Annotated in this window: 18 protein-coding genes and 1 pseudogene; 5 read left to right on the top strand and 14 right to left on the bottom strand. The window is 70.7% G+C overall.

From position 1 onward, the window contains the following. Positions 1–638: 638 nt before the first annotated feature. The 3 genes and pseudogenes from ABD333_RS04265 to ABD333_RS47445 form a co-directional block, all read right to left on the bottom strand. The gene (locus tag ABD333_RS04265; protein ID WP_344537833.1) at positions 639–833 is read right to left on the bottom strand and encodes a DUF397 domain-containing protein; all 195 of its coding nucleotides are present in this window, start codon (positions 831–833) and stop codon (positions 639–641) included. Continuing rightward, positions 830–1,474, bottom strand: a complete 645-nt coding sequence (locus tag ABD333_RS04260) for a DUF5753 domain-containing protein (protein ID WP_344537832.1) — start codon at positions 1,472–1,474, stop codon at positions 830–832. The genes ABD333_RS04265 and ABD333_RS04260 overlap by 4 nt, the downstream gene beginning before the upstream one ends. A 12-nt stretch (positions 1,475–1,486) precedes the next feature. Further along, positions 1,487–1,639: pseudogene (locus tag ABD333_RS47445) on the bottom strand (helix-turn-helix domain-containing protein); the annotation flags it as partial. A gap of 98 nt (positions 1,640–1,737) precedes the next feature. On the opposite strand from ABD333_RS47445, the gene ABD333_RS04255 reads away from it, so the two are divergent. From ABD333_RS04255 to ABD333_RS04245, 3 genes are all read left to right on the top strand, one after another. Continuing rightward, on the top strand, positions 1,738–2,172 hold the full coding sequence (locus tag ABD333_RS04255; RefSeq protein WP_344537830.1) for an ATP-binding protein: 435 nt from the start codon (positions 1,738–1,740) through the stop codon (positions 2,170–2,172). Between the two features lie 301 nt (positions 2,173–2,473). Beyond that, on the top strand, positions 2,474–2,689 hold the full coding sequence (locus ABD333_RS04250) for a DUF397 domain-containing protein (protein ID WP_344537828.1): 216 nt from the start codon (positions 2,474–2,476) through the stop codon (positions 2,687–2,689). A 79-nt stretch (positions 2,690–2,768) separates the two neighbouring features. After that, positions 2,769–3,128: a hypothetical protein gene (locus ABD333_RS04245; protein WP_344537826.1), complete on the top strand. Its 360-nt coding sequence runs from the start codon at positions 2,769–2,771 to the stop codon at positions 3,126–3,128. A 346-nt stretch (positions 3,129–3,474) separates the two neighbouring features. Here ABD333_RS04245 and ABD333_RS04240 read toward each other — a convergent pair whose 3' ends face one another. Next, a complete protein-coding gene (locus ABD333_RS04240) occupies positions 3,475–4,500 on the bottom strand; it encodes a 6-phosphofructokinase (RefSeq protein WP_344538836.1) in 1,026 nt (341 codons plus the stop codon). 143 nt (positions 4,501–4,643) lie between these two features. Here ABD333_RS04240 and ABD333_RS04235 point away from each other — a divergent pair, with 143 nt between their 5' ends. Continuing rightward, positions 4,644–5,042 (top strand): thiol-disulfide oxidoreductase DCC family protein, encoded by a 399-nt coding sequence (locus ABD333_RS04235; RefSeq protein ID WP_344537824.1) that lies wholly within the window; start codon positions 4,644–4,646, stop codon positions 5,040–5,042. Here ABD333_RS04235 and ABD333_RS04230 read toward each other — a convergent pair. The 7 genes from ABD333_RS04230 to ABD333_RS04200 all read right to left on the bottom strand — a co-directional run bounded on the left by ABD333_RS04230 (position 5,039) and on the right by ABD333_RS04200 (position 10,820). Next, a complete protein-coding gene (locus ABD333_RS04230) occupies positions 5,039–5,467 on the bottom strand; it encodes an SCO6045 C-terminal-like domain-containing protein (protein WP_344537823.1) in 429 nt (142 codons plus the stop codon). The two genes, ABD333_RS04235 and ABD333_RS04230, sit on opposite strands and share 4 nt — an antisense overlap. Beyond that, the gene (locus ABD333_RS04225) at positions 5,464–6,381 is read right to left on the bottom strand and encodes an MbnB/TglH/ChrH family RiPP precursor modification enzyme (RefSeq protein WP_344537821.1); all 918 of its coding nucleotides are present in this window, start codon (positions 6,379–6,381) and stop codon (positions 5,464–5,466) included. Before ABD333_RS04225 ends, ABD333_RS04230 begins: the two co-directional genes overlap by 4 nt. Next, positions 6,276–7,172 (bottom strand): TIGR04222 domain-containing membrane protein, encoded by an 897-nt coding sequence (locus ABD333_RS04220; protein ID WP_344537819.1) that lies wholly within the window; start codon positions 7,170–7,172, stop codon positions 6,276–6,278. Before ABD333_RS04220 ends, ABD333_RS04225 begins: the two co-directional genes overlap by 106 nt. Continuing rightward, positions 7,169–8,074, bottom strand: coding sequence for a TIGR04222 domain-containing membrane protein (locus ABD333_RS04215; protein WP_344537817.1), 906 nt, complete (start codon positions 8,072–8,074; stop codon positions 7,169–7,171). The genes ABD333_RS04220 and ABD333_RS04215 overlap by 4 nt, the downstream gene beginning before the upstream one ends. Positions 8,075–8,202: 128 nt before the next feature. Further along, positions 8,203–8,838 (bottom strand): response regulator, encoded by a 636-nt coding sequence (locus ABD333_RS04210; protein ID WP_344538834.1) that lies wholly within the window; start codon positions 8,836–8,838, stop codon positions 8,203–8,205. Positions 8,839–8,930: 92 nt separating this feature from the next. Next, complete coding sequence (gene macS / locus ABD333_RS04205; protein ID WP_344537815.1) at positions 8,931–10,091, bottom strand: MacS family sensor histidine kinase; 1,161 nt, start codon at positions 10,089–10,091, stop codon at positions 8,931–8,933. 12 nt (positions 10,092–10,103) lie between these two features. Continuing rightward, entirely contained in the window at positions 10,104–10,820 is a 717-nt protein-coding gene (locus ABD333_RS04200) for a lysophospholipid acyltransferase family protein (protein ID WP_344537813.1), read from the bottom strand. A 382-nt stretch (positions 10,821–11,202) separates the two neighbouring features. Between ABD333_RS04200 and ABD333_RS04195 the strand changes: the two genes are divergently transcribed. Continuing rightward, positions 11,203–12,114, top strand: coding sequence for a hypothetical protein (locus ABD333_RS04195; RefSeq protein WP_344537812.1), 912 nt, complete (start codon positions 11,203–11,205; stop codon positions 12,112–12,114). Positions 12,115–12,130: 16 nt separating this feature from the next. On the opposite strand, the gene ABD333_RS04190 is transcribed toward ABD333_RS04195, so the two are convergent. From ABD333_RS04190 to ABD333_RS04180, 3 genes are all read right to left on the bottom strand, one after another. Continuing rightward, on the bottom strand, positions 12,131–12,871 hold the full coding sequence (locus ABD333_RS04190; protein ID WP_344537810.1) for an endonuclease/exonuclease/phosphatase family protein: 741 nt from the start codon (positions 12,869–12,871) through the stop codon (positions 12,131–12,133). A 63-nt stretch (positions 12,872–12,934) separates the two neighbouring features. Then, positions 12,935–13,879, bottom strand: coding sequence for an ROK family glucokinase (locus ABD333_RS04185; RefSeq protein WP_344537808.1), 945 nt, complete (start codon positions 13,877–13,879; stop codon positions 12,935–12,937). A gap of 46 nt (positions 13,880–13,925) precedes the next feature. After that, on the bottom strand, positions 13,926–14,420 hold the full coding sequence (locus ABD333_RS04180) for a hypothetical protein (RefSeq protein WP_344537806.1): 495 nt from the start codon (positions 14,418–14,420) through the stop codon (positions 13,926–13,928). Between the last annotated feature and the right edge of the window lie 56 nt (positions 14,421–14,476).

Raw genomic sequence — 14,476 nt, 5'->3', positions numbered from 1 at the left:
CAAACCTGTTCCCAACGTGACCACGCCCACAAGCGCGGCCCCGCACCGCTCGCGCCTCCCAAAGCAAGGCCCTCGCTCCGCTCGGACGACCCCATCGAGGCTCCCGCCCCGAGCCCCAAGCTGGGGGCAAGCCCCCAGACCCCCACCCCTTCAGTGGTGCACCCCTTCAAGGGGAATGCTCTCTAACAGCGAGTTGGCCCGGGACTCGTCAGCGCTCGGAGAACCGCTTCGCAAGTTCCGTGACCCGTTCCACAGCCTCAGATAGCTGGTCCCCAGTGACGTTCACCCTGGGCATCGGGCCGTGCCACAGGCGCTCGACCTGCTCGGCAAAGCGCAGGTACTCCGAGTGAGCGTGCTCCCGAAAGACGAGGCAGGTGACACATTCCGGACGCGAGGAGGTCATCGCATACGAGACCTGGAGGCCGCAACCAGAGGTGACGACGCTGGGTGCGTCGGGCACGCGGCCCAGCATCGACGAGATCAGGTTGCGGACATCGGGGCCCCCTCTAGCACCTTCCGCTCAACGTGGATGTGCGGATCGGTCTCGCTCATCTGTGCCGGCCCCTGTCCGCGTCGACCCGGAACGAGACTACAGCCGGGCGCACCACCGTCACCGAAACCTCGCTTCGCTGAGCAGTTCAGTCGCTGAATTCACCCTGCTTCGCACGGGCGATGAGGTTGGCGAAGTCGTCAACCGAAAAGGTCAGGTGTCCAGCGTCGGGGATCTTGCTGTCCCGGACGCCTATGTTGCGTGAGAGCTTCGCAACTTCTACGCAGTCGCTCTGCCCGGCGTCGCTTCCGCTGTGACTGGACTTTCGCCATGCCGGTGTCATCGGTGGGCCTCCATCGCCTGCGCTATGACCTCAGCGGATGCTCCCACAGGGAGTGCGTGGTCACTGATGTTGTCGAATTTCAGTCGAAACGAGCGTACATCCGTTGCGTCTTGGACAAGCCGCCCTTCTTTGCTCGCTTCGATATAGGCCGAGTCGATCCCGTCGACGGTGAGGATCTTGAAGGATCCGTCCCGCCCGACGTGTGCGCCCACGCTCGTGGGGACGATGCGTATGGAGATGTGGGGTTGCCTGCCGAGTTCGAGGAGTTGAGCCAGCTGCTCCCTCATGACCTCGGGGGAGCCCACCGGTTGCTTGATCACGCCTTCGTCGAGCATCACTCGAAGGATCGGCGGCGGGGTCCGGGTCAGGCACTCTTGTCGATTCAGCCGGACGGCGACCCGGTCTTCAATGCCGGGGAGCCGGGCCGCTTCTACGGCTGCGCGGATATAGGTCTCTGTCTGGAGCAGGCCTGGGATCCAGAGTGCCTCCCAGATCCGCAACTCGGATGCCCGTGCTTCCATGCTCAGGTGAGTGGCGAACCACTCGCGATCGTGACCTTCTTTGGCGAAGCGAAGGAGTCCGCCGAATAGTCCGGCTGTGCCCCATTCGCGATCGATTGTGCGGGCATGTTTTTCCAGCAACTTGATCTCCCCGGACTCAAGCCGCGAAACAGTGGATCGATCGACCCCAAGGAGGACTCCGAGCGCAGAACCCGAGATCTTGCGTTCTTCGCGATGTCTCCGCAGCTGAACGGCCGTTAGGTCCCACAGGGAGCCTTCAGGGTTGAGTGACTCTCGCCTGCTCATACGTGACTCTCCGGTGTTGCGTTTGGTGTGCGAACCTTCCGAACTTAACCGGAGAGCGCCATTCTCGTCAGCAGATGACGAGAAAGGCGGGAGCAGAAATGTCTGCCACACGATCACCGCGGTCCGATGAAGATCCATTTGTCTTCACCGTGGTCCTGAAGCCGGTGAATACAGCGATCAAGGAAGCGCGCGACATCGCGGCGTTCGCGTGGTCGCACTGGAAGCTCGGCGACGACTACATCGTGCGGCTGGTCGTCTCGGAACTGGTCACCAATGCGGTGAAGGCGTCGAGAGAAGATCAGCTCATTGCCTTCCGCTGCTACCTGGGTGTCGGTGGGTGCCCGGTCGTCGAGGTGTGGGACGAGTCTCCAGAGCCGATCGTCCTGAAGGCGGCCGATTCCAACTCTGAGAGCGGACGCGGCATCTTCATCGTCGACCACCTGGTGGACGACTGGACCGTCGAGAGCCTGATCGAGGGCGGAAAGCTGATCCGCGTCACGCTCGGCGCCACTGACACCCCGACTCATGGCTGAACAACCGATCTGCCGCCACTGCCGAAGACCCATCGCCTACGGTCCCGGCTGGTGGGAGCACATCGGCGGAACGGTGGCCTGCAACCCCCACCAGGCGACATGGCCGCCCCGAGGGACCAACGCCAGTCCGATGACCGAATCCATCGAGGACCAGCCACCCCAACCACGGCAACCGCCGTCCCGGACCGCCGGTCTATGACGCGGGCATCAGCTTGTCTCCCATGATCCCCGGCTGGCCGCTCCCCACAGATAGCGCGGCGCGGTTGGCCGGTTCCAACACCCAACGGCCCCAGGAAGTCATGTGTTCATCAAATCCAGCAGGTGCGACGGGCAGCAGGACACGTGTGGCTGCGTGAACGTCGCCATCGTGCGTGACGCGGTCATCGTCACCGACGAAGGAGGCAACGTCTCCACGTTCGACCACTTCGAGTGGCGTGACTTCATCGCCGGAGTCAAGGCAGGCGAATTCGACCTGCCCCACAGCTCCCCGGCCAAGACCACCATCGCGGTCCAGTAACACTCCATCCCCATGAGCAGGTCCCCGCCCTGTCGACGACAGCGAGCGGGACCTGCTCTTTGTCAAAGGACGCCTCTCGATGGCCTTTCACTGCTACCTGTGGCACGGCGACACCGCCACAGCCCAAGGCCCCAAACGCGACTCTCTATGCGGCGACCTCAGCCTGGCCACACCTCCAGTCCTGACGCGCGACTGGCTGCGAAAGCCACAGAGCATGTTGCAGCGCAAGGCCAGCACGCCCGAGGAGGCCGTGAACTGGCTCAAGGAGAACTTTGACCAGCACGCTCCGAAGATGGCCCACACGCAGGCTACGAGCATCAGCCCAGAGGACCGGTTCGGCTCTGCACTGGCCGACCTACACAGCGGCAACGACCTGTCCTGGGGCTTCCCCCTGCTGGGCAGCAAGTACCTGGCACTAGCCGTCATCGCGGTTCACTGAAGACCGGGAACCGGAGATCAGCGGCACGGCCATTCGCCTTCGAGCCTAAGCTCTAAGGACGAACGAGGAGCGCACTGGAGGGTCGGAGCTAGCCTGCCCGCGCGGCTGCGAAATGTGTCAGTACTCGCTCCACTTGCGCCGTAGGCGACCGGGCTCGGACGCCTTGCGGAAGGGATGCACCACTGAAGGGGTGGGGGTCTGGGGGCTTGCCCTCAGCTTGGGGCTCGGGGCGGAGTCCCGATGAGGCTGTCCGAGCGCAGCGAAGGCCCTTGTTTGTGGGCAGCGGGCTGGGGATTTGCAGCATGGAAAAAGGGGCGCCTGGAGGCGCCCCTTTTCTTTTGGGCTGTCAGCCGAAGAAGACTTCGGCTTCGGTGTAGCGCTCTACGGGGACGGTTTTGAGCTCGGCTGTGGCTTCGGAGAGGTCGACGCGGACGATGTCGGTGCCCTGGAGTGCGACCATCTTGCCGTAGTCGCCGTCTCGGACGGCGTCGATGGCCTGCAGACCGAAGCGGGTGGCGAGGACGCGGTCGAACGCGCTCGGCGTGCCGCCGCGCTGGATGTGGCCGAGGACGGTCGCGCGGGCCTCCTTGCCGGTGCGCTTCTCGATCTCGTCGGCGAGGCGCTGGCCGATGCCGCCGAGGCGGACGTGGCCGAACGCGTCGAGCTCGCCGGTCTGGATCTGCATCTGGCCGTCGATCGGGTGCGCGCCCTCGGACACCACGATGATCGGCGCGTAGCGGGTCTTGAAGCGGCTCTCCACGTACTCGACGACCTTGTCGATGTCGAAGGGCCGCTCGGGGATGAGGATGACGTTGGCGCCCGCGGCCATGCCGGCGTGCAGCGCGATCCAGCCCGCGTGACGGCCCATGACCTCGCAGATCAGCGCGCGGTGGTGGCTCTCGGCCGTGGTGTGCAGGCGGTCGACGGCCTCCATCGCGATGTTGACCGCGGTGTCGAAGCCGAACGTGTAGTCGGTGGCGTTGAGGTCGTTGTCGATGGTCTTGGGCACGCCGACGACGTTGACGCCGTTGTCGTAGAGCTCGCGGGCGACGCCCAGGGTGTCCTCGCCGCCGATGGCGATCAAAGCGTCCACGCCGAGGCCGGCGAGGTTGTCCTTGATCTTCTCGATGCCGCCCTCGACCTTGATCGGGTTGGTCCGCGAGGAGCCGAGGATCGTCCCGCCGCGGGGCAGGATGCCGCGCACCGCCTGGACGTCGAGCGCGACCGTGTCGCCCTCGAGCGGGCCGCGCCAGCCGGCCCGGAAGCCCACGAACTCGTAGCCGAAGACCTGGACGCCCTTGCGCACCACCGCGCGGATCACGGCGTTCAGGCCGGGACAGTCACCTCCGCCGGTCAGCACTCCGACGCGCATGCCCTCTTGCTCGGTCAACAGGCCCTCCCTGGTGGTTCGGCATTCCAGCCTAGTCGCGCGGGCATGACGGCACACGGCATTCGCCGTGCCGTGTCGGTGGCCCGCATTGGTCTAGACCATACCTGGTCGGCATGATGGGGATCATGAGCTTCCGGGAACGGCCCGTTCTGGTGTACGACGGCGACTGCGGGTTCTGCACGGCGTCGGTGCGGTTTCTCGAACGCCGCGTCCCGACCTCGGCGGAGGTGGTGGCGTTCCAGTTCGCCGACCTCGGCTCCCTGGGCATCGACGCTGAGCAGGCCTCGTACGAGGTGGTGTGGGTCGCCCGGGATGGCCGGACGTACGGCGGCGCCCAGGGGATCGCGCGGCTTCTCGTCGACGCGGGCAAGCTGTGGCGGCCCCTCGGGATGGTCGCCATGGTGCCGCCGTTCCGCTGGCTGGCGCACGGCCTCTACCGGCTGGTGGCCAACAACCGCTACCGGCTCCCGGGCGGCACGCCCGCATGCGCCCTGCCGCCCGGCCAGCGGCCAGGTTCCGGTTAGCGTCCGATTACGCGCGTCCTGCCTTTCAGCTGGAACGCCAGGCCGCCGGGTACGCGCCGAATAGCCAGTCGGCGGGGACGTGGAGCCGATTGGCCGTCGTAGGAGAAGCGGCTCTCGGCCAAAGCGAGTTCTAGAACGGCGGCGCGGTCGAGGGAATCCTTGTGGGCGCGGGCGAAATCCCAGGCGTCGCGCATCGAGCCGTTGGTCGGGCGTTCGGCCGCCCACTCGGCGAACGTCTCGGGCCACTCGGAGCCGTACGAGGCGGCCAGCGCCGGCCAGGCCCGCGCCACCTCTCCGGCACGCTTGCGCAGGATGCCGCGGGCCGCGGCGCGTACGCCGCCCTCGTCGAAGCCGGGCGGCAGCGGCCCGCCCGCCGTCATCGCCCGGACGAGTGCCTCCTGTGCCGCCGCGAGTTCGGCGTTCATGTAACGGGGTCCATTCCGGCGGCGCCGGCGATGGCGTCCAGTTCGGCTCGCAACTCGGCGGCGGGCGGGTAGCGGCCGTCGCGTTCCAGCAGGAACCCCGGCGGCCGATGCCGTGCGCACAGCTCCTTCACCAACGAGAGAACGTCGCCGGGGACGGATGCGGTGTGGGTGTCGTGATAGCGCCCGCCGTGCTCGTCTCCTCCGGCGACATGGCAGTACGCGACGCGTTCCAGCGGCAGCCGGTCCAGCAGGGCCGCCGGGTCCTCGCCGCGGTTGCGCGCGTTGGCGTAGACGTTGGCGACGTCGAGCAGCAACAGCGCGCCGGTGCGTTCCACCAGTTCGGTGAGGAAGTCGCCCTCCTCGTACTCGGCGTCCGGCCAGTCGAAAAGCGCGGCGATGGGTTCCACGGCGAGCGGCACCGGCAGCTCCGCCTGCGTCCGGCGGATGTTGGCGGTGAGCGCGTCGAGCGAGGCCCGGGTGCGCGGCACCGGCAGCAGGTGCCCGGCCTCGATGCCGCCGGCCCGGACGAACGCCACGTGCTCGCTGACCAGCGGCGCGTTCAGCTGCTCGGCGCACCACGCGAGGTGGGCGACCCGTTCCGCCGCGACCGGTTCCGCGCCGCCCAGCGACAGCCGCACGCCGTGCGGCACGACTCGCACACCCCGGTCGCGGAGCGCGAGCAGGCCGGTCTGTGGATGCCCGTCGTGCACGGACTCCGCGATCACCTCGGTGAAGCGCAGGCCGGGCAGGTCCTTCACGAAACCGGCGATCTCAGGCCGCCAGCCGATGCCCACGCCCAGGTCTTCGATCATCCCCCGCCACCCCCGCCGCCGCAGCCGCCGCCGCCCCCGCCGCCACCGCAGCTGGAGCCGCCGGAAGAGCCGCCGCACGAACTGCCACAGCTCGCGCCGCATCCCCCGGACCCGCCGTCGCCCGAACCCGAGCCCATGAACTCGCTCGCCCCCGAGTCGCTCGCGAACACCGGATCGATGCTCACCAGGACCGCCGCGCCGAACAGCGCGGCGCCGAGGGCGGCGCCCTCCGTCCCGTACGTCGTCCAAGCGGGAGAGTTAGCCGGGTCCAGATGGGAGTTGCGCTGGAGCGTGTCGGCGACGGCTCCCCGGCCAGAACGGGTGGCCCGCGGCACGTCCTTGAACCTCCCGACGGCGAGGACGGCCGCGGCGAACGCGGGGATCACGTAGAAGCCCTCGACGCTCCCCACGGTCATCGCCAGCACCGCGATGACCAGGAGAGCCGCCGCGTAGGGCCAGACGGCCAAGCGCATCCTCAGCCGTTCGCCGGCGTCGAGAGCCAGTCCCTGCCGCTCCAGCCCGGCGCGCAGCCCTTCGACCTCCGCCTGTACCGCCGGGTGTGCCGGCAGGTCGCGGGCGCGCCGTGCCCCGCCGGACGCGACGGCGTGGTGGATCGCGAGGTCGAGCGGAGTGCGGAGCGTACGCGGCGGCGCCACCGCGTGGAGCCCTCCGCCCGCGCCCGCGACCACGCCGTCCATCCGCAGCCCGGCCAGCGCGGCGCCGACCGCGCGGCGCGGCCCGCCGTTGATGTACGCCACCTCGTACGGGTGGAGCGGACGGTCGGGCGCGCGGCCCGCACCCCGCCCGCGGCGCAGCCACGAGGTGGTGAGGTGCGCTGCGAGGAGGAGGGCGGCGCTGCCGCCGAAGTAGAGCAGGTGAGGAGTCGCGCTCATCCGCCGCACCCGCCTCCGCAGCCGCCGCCGCAACCACCGCCGCCGCCACCGTCGCCACTACCGCCGCCACCGCCGCCGTCGCCGCCGGAGCCACTACCGGACGCGCTCATGTAGTTCCTGAGCTCGGCCTCTTCGGCGAACGCGGGGTCGAAGCTCATCAGGGCACTGGTGCCGAAGATCGCGACGCCGAAGGCCGCGCCGGCGGCGCCGTAGGTCGCCCACGCCGGGTTGGCGGACGGGGCGAGGTGGCTGAACCGTTCGCGCGTGGCCTTCAGCGCCGCCCGCCCCGCGCGGGTCTGCTCGCCGACCATCAGGAAGCCCAGGCAGACGATCGTGAAGAGGGCCAGCGCGGCGATGAGGAAGCCGACCGGCCGGTCGTTGGACAGGCCCGACACGAGCCGGGCGGCCCCGACGGCCAGCAGGCCCCAGAGCAGGAGCGAGGCGAGCCGCTGGCCGGTCTTGTCGCCGCCGCTCAGCACCAGGCCCTCGCGTTCGAGGGACGCCCGCAGGCCCTCCAGCTCGTTTCGCACCCGCAGGTCGTCCGGCACGTCCTTGGCCTTGATCTCGCCCGCCTCGCGGATGACCGCGTGCACGGCGGCCTCGACGGGCGCGGCGTCCGGGATCGGGGTCTCGGTGACGCGGATGCGGCCGCCTCCGGCGGGCTCGACCGCCCCGTGGGCGCGCAGCGCCGCGAGCGCGGTCCCGACGACGCGGATGCGTCCGCCGGTCAGATGGGCGGCCTCGTACGGGTGGAGCTCACGCTTGGTCTCCCGGCCCGCGGAGATCGACCTGCGGATCAGCACGACGATGACGATCAGCACGAGGGCGGCCGGAACGAAGATCCCCCAGAGGAAGACCGGTCCCGCGATTCCCCACGTGTCCCCTGCCGCGGCAAGTGGCATCTCGCTCTCCCTGTCGCCGTTGGTCCCGGTTCCCCCGGTTCCTCCTACCTCATAGATGCGGGGAAAGCCTGATCGGTTTCGCGTCACCTGACGCAGGGTGATCGGAAAGGCCGGCCGAGCCGGGGCGCTCACTCCTGGTCGAGGCCCTTTTCGATGGCGTAGCGGACGAGCTCGACGCGGTTGTGGAGCTGGAGCTTGTTGAGGGTGTTCTGGACGTGGTTCTGCACGGTGCGGTGGGAGAGCACCAGACGCTGGGCGATCTGCTTGTACGTGAGTCCCTTGGCGACCAGGCGCAGCACCTCGGTCTCGCGTTCGGTGAGCCGGGGGGCGTCGTCCTCCTCGCGCCGCGGTGCCGCCGCCAGCCTGCGGTACTCGCCCAGCACCAGCCCGGCCAGGCCCGGCGTGAACACCGCGTCCCCGGCCCCGGTGCGCTGGACCGCCTCGAGGAACTCCTCCCGCGCCGCCGACTTGAGCAGGTAGCCGGTGGCGCCCGCCTTGACCGCGTCGAGCACGTCCTGCTGCTCGCCGCTCGCCGACAGCACCAGGACCCGTACGGGCGGGTCGGCGGCGGCCAGATGGCGGGTCACCTCGACGCCGCTGATGTCGGGCAGCTGAAGGTCGACGACGGCGACCTGGGGGCGGGCGGCGGCCGCGATGCGCACCGCGGTCCGGCCCTCCCCCGCGGTGGCCACCACCTCGTGCCCGGCCTCGGTCAGGTCGCGCGCCACCGACTCGCGCCACATCGGGTGGTCGTCGACGACCATCACCTTGAGGGGAACATTGCTCACGGCGCCACTTTAGGCCAGGCTCCGCCACCGAACCCCACGTGATCAAAACGAGACCCGGCGTCCCGGGCTCAGCTCGACGAGGGGACGGTCATCTCGATCTCGGTGCCCTCGCCCGGCGCCGAGACGATCGACACGGTGCCGCCGAGGTCACGGACGCGGCCCTGGATGGACTGGGCGACTCCGAGCCGGCCGTCGGCGGCGGCCTGCGCGAGCCGTCCGGGTTCCATGCCGGGGCCGTCGTCGCGCACGCTCACCGTGACCTCGCCCGGGCCGGGCCCGTCCTCCAGGAACACCCAGGCCCGCGTGCCCTCCCCGCCGTGCCGCCGCACGTTGTCGAGCGCCGCGGCCACCGCCGAGCCGAGCTCGCCCGCGGCGTGCTCGGACAGCAGGACGGGGGTGGCCGGGGTCGACACGGTCACGGTGGTGGACGAGTGGCCGGCGAGCACCGGCCGCAGATCGACCGGCTCACCCGCCGCGGCAGCCGAACGTGTCCGGACGGGAGGCGGCGCGCCGAGGCCGGTACCGATCAGGGCACGGAGCGCGGCCTCCTGCTGGCCCGCCAGCCGGCCCAGCTCGGCGGCCTCGCCGCCCAGCTCGCCGCCGCGTTTCTGCACCATGGCCAGCACCTGGAGCACCGAGTCGTGGATCTGGCGGGCCAGCCGTTCACGCTCGCGGGTCGCCGACTCCAGCTCGACGGCCCGGGCCAGCCTGGCCTCGGCGTCCCGGGCCAGCTTGACCACGTGCCCGACCACCAGGCCGGCCATGAACAGCAGCACGATGCCGTTGAGCGTGTTGCCCGACGTGATGTTCTCCGTTCCCACCAGGACGTGCACTCCGATGCCCGCCGAGCCGAGCACCAGCGCGGCGGTCATCCCGAGGCGTTTGCCGCCGACGACGGCCCAGGCAAGGACGGCCGCCGCCACCCAGGAGACCGGCAGTGTGGGCTCGCCCGCCCGCAGCCTCTCGCTGTCCTCCACCCAGGCGGTCGCCAGGAGGCAGCCGGTGGCGACCGTGAGATCGACGGCCAGGAGCGGCCAGCCCCGCCGGCGCTCGTCGGAGTAGGCGTACGTTGCGTAGCCGGTCCAGACGGTCATGACGCCCAGCACGGCCCAGCCGCCGAGGGGATGCTCGTACTTGTCGAAGTTCTTGAAGATCATCACGCCGGCATAGAGCAGCGAGACGAAGCGGTAGACCGCGACGGCCCGCCAGAGCGCGGTTTCGAGCCCCATGCCGTGCGCGGCTCAGTCGTCGTCTTCGGACGGGCGCGGCTCCCGGCCCGCCAGCTCGGCCTTGACGTCGGCGGCGTAGCGGTCGACGTACTCCTGGCCGGACAGCTCGCGGATGGTCTGCATGATCTCGTCAGTGATCTTGCGCAGCACCTCGTGGTCCTCCTCGCTGCCGTAGTAGCGCGAGAAGTCCATCGGCTCCCCGAACCGCACGCCGGGCCGGATACCGAGCTTGGGATAGGGCTGGCCGGGCGGCATCAGCTCGAACGTGTTGACCATCGCCATCGGGATCACGGGCACGCGCGACTTCAGGGCCAGCCGCGCGACGCCGGTCTTGCCCCGGTAGAGCCGGTTGTCGGGGGCGCGGGTGCCCTCCGGGTAGATCCCGAGCAGCTTGCCCTCGTTCAAAATCCGCAGGCCGGTCTGCAGCGCCGCCTCGGCCGCGCTGCCACCGGTGCGGTCGACGGGCACGACCCCCACCCCGGTGAAGAACGCCCTGCTGAGCAGTCCCTTGATCCCCTTGCCGGTGAAGTAGTCGTCCTTGCCGATGAAGAAGATCGGGCGGAACAGGGGCAGGGGCCCGAAGAAGTGGTCGGCGAACGACAGGTGGTTGCCCACCAGCAGCGCCGGGCCCCTCTTCGGGACGTTCTTCATGCCCGAGTTCTGCGGCCGCCACACGATGTACATGATCGGCGAAAGAACGATCCTGAGCAGGATCCAGAACCAGAGCATGCCGACACCTTCCTCGCCCGCGTGTGCATGCGACGCGCGAGCCCTCACTCAGACAGCGGGTCTCCGCCGGACCGGGGATGATGGCACATCTTCCCATCTCGTCGCCATGGTGCCCACACCCGGAGTCCCGGCGGGCTCGCCCCGCGGTGCCCGATACGCCTCCGGGGAACGTAGGCTCTGCGGAGGAAATCACAACTGGGTGCGTCCGAGGGCTTGTCCCGCGCGGCGCAGCGAATACCGTGGGACACACGTTTCGGGGTGTCCGGGAGTGGTCGGCGCGCGCGTCGCGGGCAGGCCCACCCGGGCACACAGGTCATAGGGGGGCGGAGACCGCCATGCCGGTGCTGCCGGTCACGCCGGAGTCGACGAAGGAGCCGGCCCCGTGAATCGCCGTGGCAATGGACTCTCAGCGGACACCTACGCTCCGCTGGTCGACCTCGCCCCGCATCTGGCCGACGCCATGCTGACGGCGTTGCGCGAAGCGGGCGTCGCGGCGTACGCGACGGCGCCGGACGGGCTCGCCGAGCCCGCCGAGCCGGCCCGTGAGCCCGCGGGCGACGACGTGCTCGACCGGCTGTACGTCGACGTCGACATGAAGCCGACCGCCGAGGGCATCCTGCGGGCCCACCTGACGAGGCTGCGCGACGCCCGGGGCGCCGACTCCGACCTGCTCGACGAACGTCCCGACGACCGCCTCGACGATCACCTGGACGATCACCTGGACCTCGACTCGCGCGGCTCGGGCGACCCGCGCGACCCGGACGGCGCGGACGGCGCCGACCAGCCCGCCGCCGGTCACCAGGCCGGTTCGTCGCCGGACGAGGCGCCCCGGTCCGCTCCGGCCGAACGCGACGAGGAGGCCATCTGGGCCGAGATCGTCGCCGGTTTCGACGCCACGCACGAGGGCGACCGCGTGCCCTGGCCCGACCAGGAGAACCTGCGGGACGAGCGGGAGCCGGCCGACGAGGGCGACGACCGCACCGGCCGCCTCCCCCGCGCCCGCGTGATCAAGTCGGCGGACGAGTACGAGGACGACTTTCCCGAGCCCGACGACGACGGCCACTTCGTACCGCCGCCGCCTCCCCCGCTGCCCAGCGCCGACCCGCTCACCAAGGGCGCCTGGATCGCGCTGGTCGGCGGGCCGGTCTACCTGCTGATCACCGTGGTGCTCAACTGGGAGGTGCCCGGCTGGGCCGCGTTCCTGGCGGTCGCCGCGTTCATCGGCGGGTTCGTCACGCTGGTGCTGCGGATGGGCGACGAGCCCCGCGATCCCGACGACGGCGCGGTCGTCTGAACGCCGCTCGACCCGGTTACGCGGCCCCTCCGGGAGGCGTCTCGGCGGGCAGCCGCAGCTCGGCCAGCACCGGCCGGTGATCGGTGGCCAGCGGATAGTCGGCGGCGATCGCCGGGTCGGCCGGGACGCCGCAGCCGATCACTTCGACGCCGCGGTCGGCGAACACCCCGTCGATGCGCCGCTGCGGGTCGCGGGCCGAGAACGTCAGCTCCTCTCCCGACGGCGCCGCTGTCCAGCCGTCCTGGAGGCCCGCGCCCAGCATCGTCCAGCAGGCGCCCCCGGGCTCCTCGTTGATGTCGCCGGTCACCACCACGGGCGCCGCGTAGCGGTGGCGTGCGCGGTCGAGGTGCGCGATCAGCTCGCCGGTATGGGCCCGGCGCGGCTCGTCGTAGAGATCGAGATGTGTGCTCGCCGCGATCAGCCGGCGCGCCTCGTCGCCCTGGCCGACCTCCAGCACGGCCAGGGCCAGGGCGCGCCGGTGGATGCCGGGGACGCGGGCCAGCAGATGGAACTCCCGGCCCACCCGGCGGACGCCCGGCGCGGTGAACACGGCGAGGCCGCAGGCGCGCCGCCCTGCGGCGATCCTGAGGCCGCAGGCCCGTGCCAGGCGCCGTCGTCGCAGGCGCCAGAGCCCGAACCGCGGCACCTCTTGCAGGCACAGCACGTCCGGCTCCAGGGCGCGCACGACCCGCGCCACCGCGGCGGGATCGTCGCGCAGTGAGCGGATGTTGTAGCTGACGACACGGACGGTGGTCACCCACCCCACCTTCCCACCGGGCGCCACGCGCCGTTCCCGATCAGGTGATCGTCCAGGAAAGGATCAGGTCCGGGCGAGGTCGGCGGCGCCGACGATGCCGGCCGCCGAGCCGAGCTCGGCGATCCTGATGTCGGCCACCGGGCGGTGTCCCCGGCCGGTGAGGGCGTCCCCGAACGCGGCGCGCACGGGGTCGAGCAGCAGGTCGCCCGCATCCGACAGGCCGCCGCCGATGATGAACGCCCCGGGATCGAGGATGGCGGCCAGATCGGCGAGCCCCTGACCGGTCCACTGGGCGACGGTGCGGAAGCACTCCAGGGCGGCCTTGTCGCCCTCCCTGGCGGCCTCGGTGATCTCCGGCCCGCTGATGCCCTCCGGGGAGCCGTCGCCGAGCTCCAGGAGCCGTCCCGCCATCGCCGGGGACACCCGGGCCAGCTCGCGGGCCTCGTGCACGAGGGCGTTGCCGCTGGCGTACTGCTCCCAGCAGCCCCGGTTGCCGCAGCCGCAGCGGCGGCCGTTCGGCACGACCCGGAAGTGCCCGGCCTCCGCGCCGATGCCGAACCGGCCGCGGTAGAGCTCGCCGTTGATGATGATGCCGCAGCCGATGCCGGTGCCCAGCGTGATCAGGACGAGGAAGTCCTCGCCCCGCCCGGCGCCGAACCGCGCCTCGCCCCAGGCCGTGGCGTTGGCGTCGTTCTCCACGACGACCGGCAGCCCGACCTGCTCCTCGACCTTCTGCTTGATGGGTTCGTCGCGCCAGGCGAGGTTGGGCGCGAAGAGCACGGTGGAGCGGGTCTCGTCGACGAACCCGGCGGTGCCGAGCCCGACCGCGGAAACCTCTTCGAACTTGCCCTTGAGCAGGTCGACGACCTCGGCGATGACCTCGGCGGTCTCCTTGGGGTTGGTGGAGGGTGTGGGACGCCGCACCTTCTCCAGAATCATGCCGTGGTCGTCCACCACCCCCGCGGCGACCTTCGTACCCCCCACATCCACGCCGATGGTCAGGGCCACTACGCTTCCTCCTCTTCACGCGCCCCGGTCGGGGGCCCGTCGTGCTCTACCCGATGTCCATGGGTTCGTCGCGTGCCGCCTCGGCCCAGGGGTCCGAGGAAGGCCCGCCCGCGGGCCGCGGCCCGTCCGCGGGACGAGACGCGCCCGGCGGCCGGGACTGTGCCGGCTGCCGGGATCGGTCCGGCGTCCGGGAGTGCGCCGACCGCCGGGATCGGTCCGGCGTCCGGGGTTCGCGGGTGCGTTCGTAGGCCGCCAGCACGTCGAACGCCGCCGCCATCAGCGAGCGGCCCGCCTGGCGGACATGCGCCGTGACGTCCGGGCCGGACTCGCGCGCCAGGGCGATGGCGCGGCAGATGGGGCAGTCGCGGCATTCGGGGGCCCCGGTCGCGATGCGCGGATCACCGGCCGTGGCCCGGCTCCACACGTCGTCGCCTGCGCTCGCGGCGCCGCGGTCACGCGCGTCGTCTCCGCCGATCCTGCGCCACAGGGAGTCGAAGAGCTTGACGGCCTCGTCGAGGACATCGCCTGGCTGCTCGGTCATGAGAACATTTTCCATCTGTTGTCGGCGAGAAACCGTACCGCCCCGGGCCCGGTAAC

Origin of the sequence: Actinomadura fulvescens, from assembly GCF_039533225.1 — a bacterium.
GTDB classification, from domain to species: domain Bacteria; phylum Actinomycetota; class Actinomycetes; order Streptosporangiales; family Streptosporangiaceae; genus Spirillospora; species Spirillospora fulvescens.
The sequence above is the reverse complement of the archived record's forward strand: the minus strand, read 5'-3'. Positions and strand labels throughout refer to the sequence as shown.

Coding starts and splice junctions, on each gene's coding strand:
- ABD333_RS04265 (WP_344537833.1), bottom strand. CDS start 833: ATGACACCGGCATGGCGAAAGTCCAGTCACAGCGGAAGCGACGCCGGG.
- ABD333_RS04255 (WP_344537830.1), top strand. CDS start 1,738: ATGTCTGCCACACGATCACCGCGGTCCGATGAAGATCCATTTGTCTTC.
- ABD333_RS04245 (WP_344537826.1), top strand. CDS start 2,769: ATGGCCTTTCACTGCTACCTGTGGCACGGCGACACCGCCACAGCCCAA.
- ABD333_RS04240 (WP_344538836.1), bottom strand. CDS start 4,500: ATGCGCGTCGGAGTGCTGACCGGCGGAGGTGACTGTCCCGGCCTGAAC.
- ABD333_RS04235 (WP_344537824.1), top strand. CDS start 4,644: ATGAGCTTCCGGGAACGGCCCGTTCTGGTGTACGACGGCGACTGCGGG.
- ABD333_RS04230 (WP_344537823.1), bottom strand. CDS start 5,467: ATGAACGCCGAACTCGCGGCGGCACAGGAGGCACTCGTCCGGGCGATG.
- ABD333_RS04225 (WP_344537821.1), bottom strand. CDS start 6,381: ATGCGGCGCGAGCTGTGGCAGTTCGTGCGGCGGCTCTTCCGGCGGCTC.
- ABD333_RS04220 (WP_344537819.1), bottom strand. CDS start 7,172: ATGAGCGCGACTCCTCACCTGCTCTACTTCGGCGGCAGCGCCGCCCTC.
- ABD333_RS04215 (WP_344537817.1), bottom strand. CDS start 8,074: ATGCCACTTGCCGCGGCAGGGGACACGTGGGGAATCGCGGGACCGGTC.
- ABD333_RS04210 (WP_344538834.1), bottom strand. CDS start 8,838: ATGGTCGTCGACGACCACCCGATGTGGCGCGAGTCGGTGGCGCGCGAC.
- macS (WP_344537815.1), bottom strand. CDS start 10,091: ATGGGGCTCGAAACCGCGCTCTGGCGGGCCGTCGCGGTCTACCGCTTC.
- ABD333_RS04200 (WP_344537813.1), bottom strand. CDS start 10,820: ATGCTCTGGTTCTGGATCCTGCTCAGGATCGTTCTTTCGCCGATCATG.
- ABD333_RS04180 (WP_344537806.1), bottom strand. CDS start 14,420: ATGACCGAGCAGCCAGGCGATGTCCTCGACGAGGCCGTCAAGCTCTTC.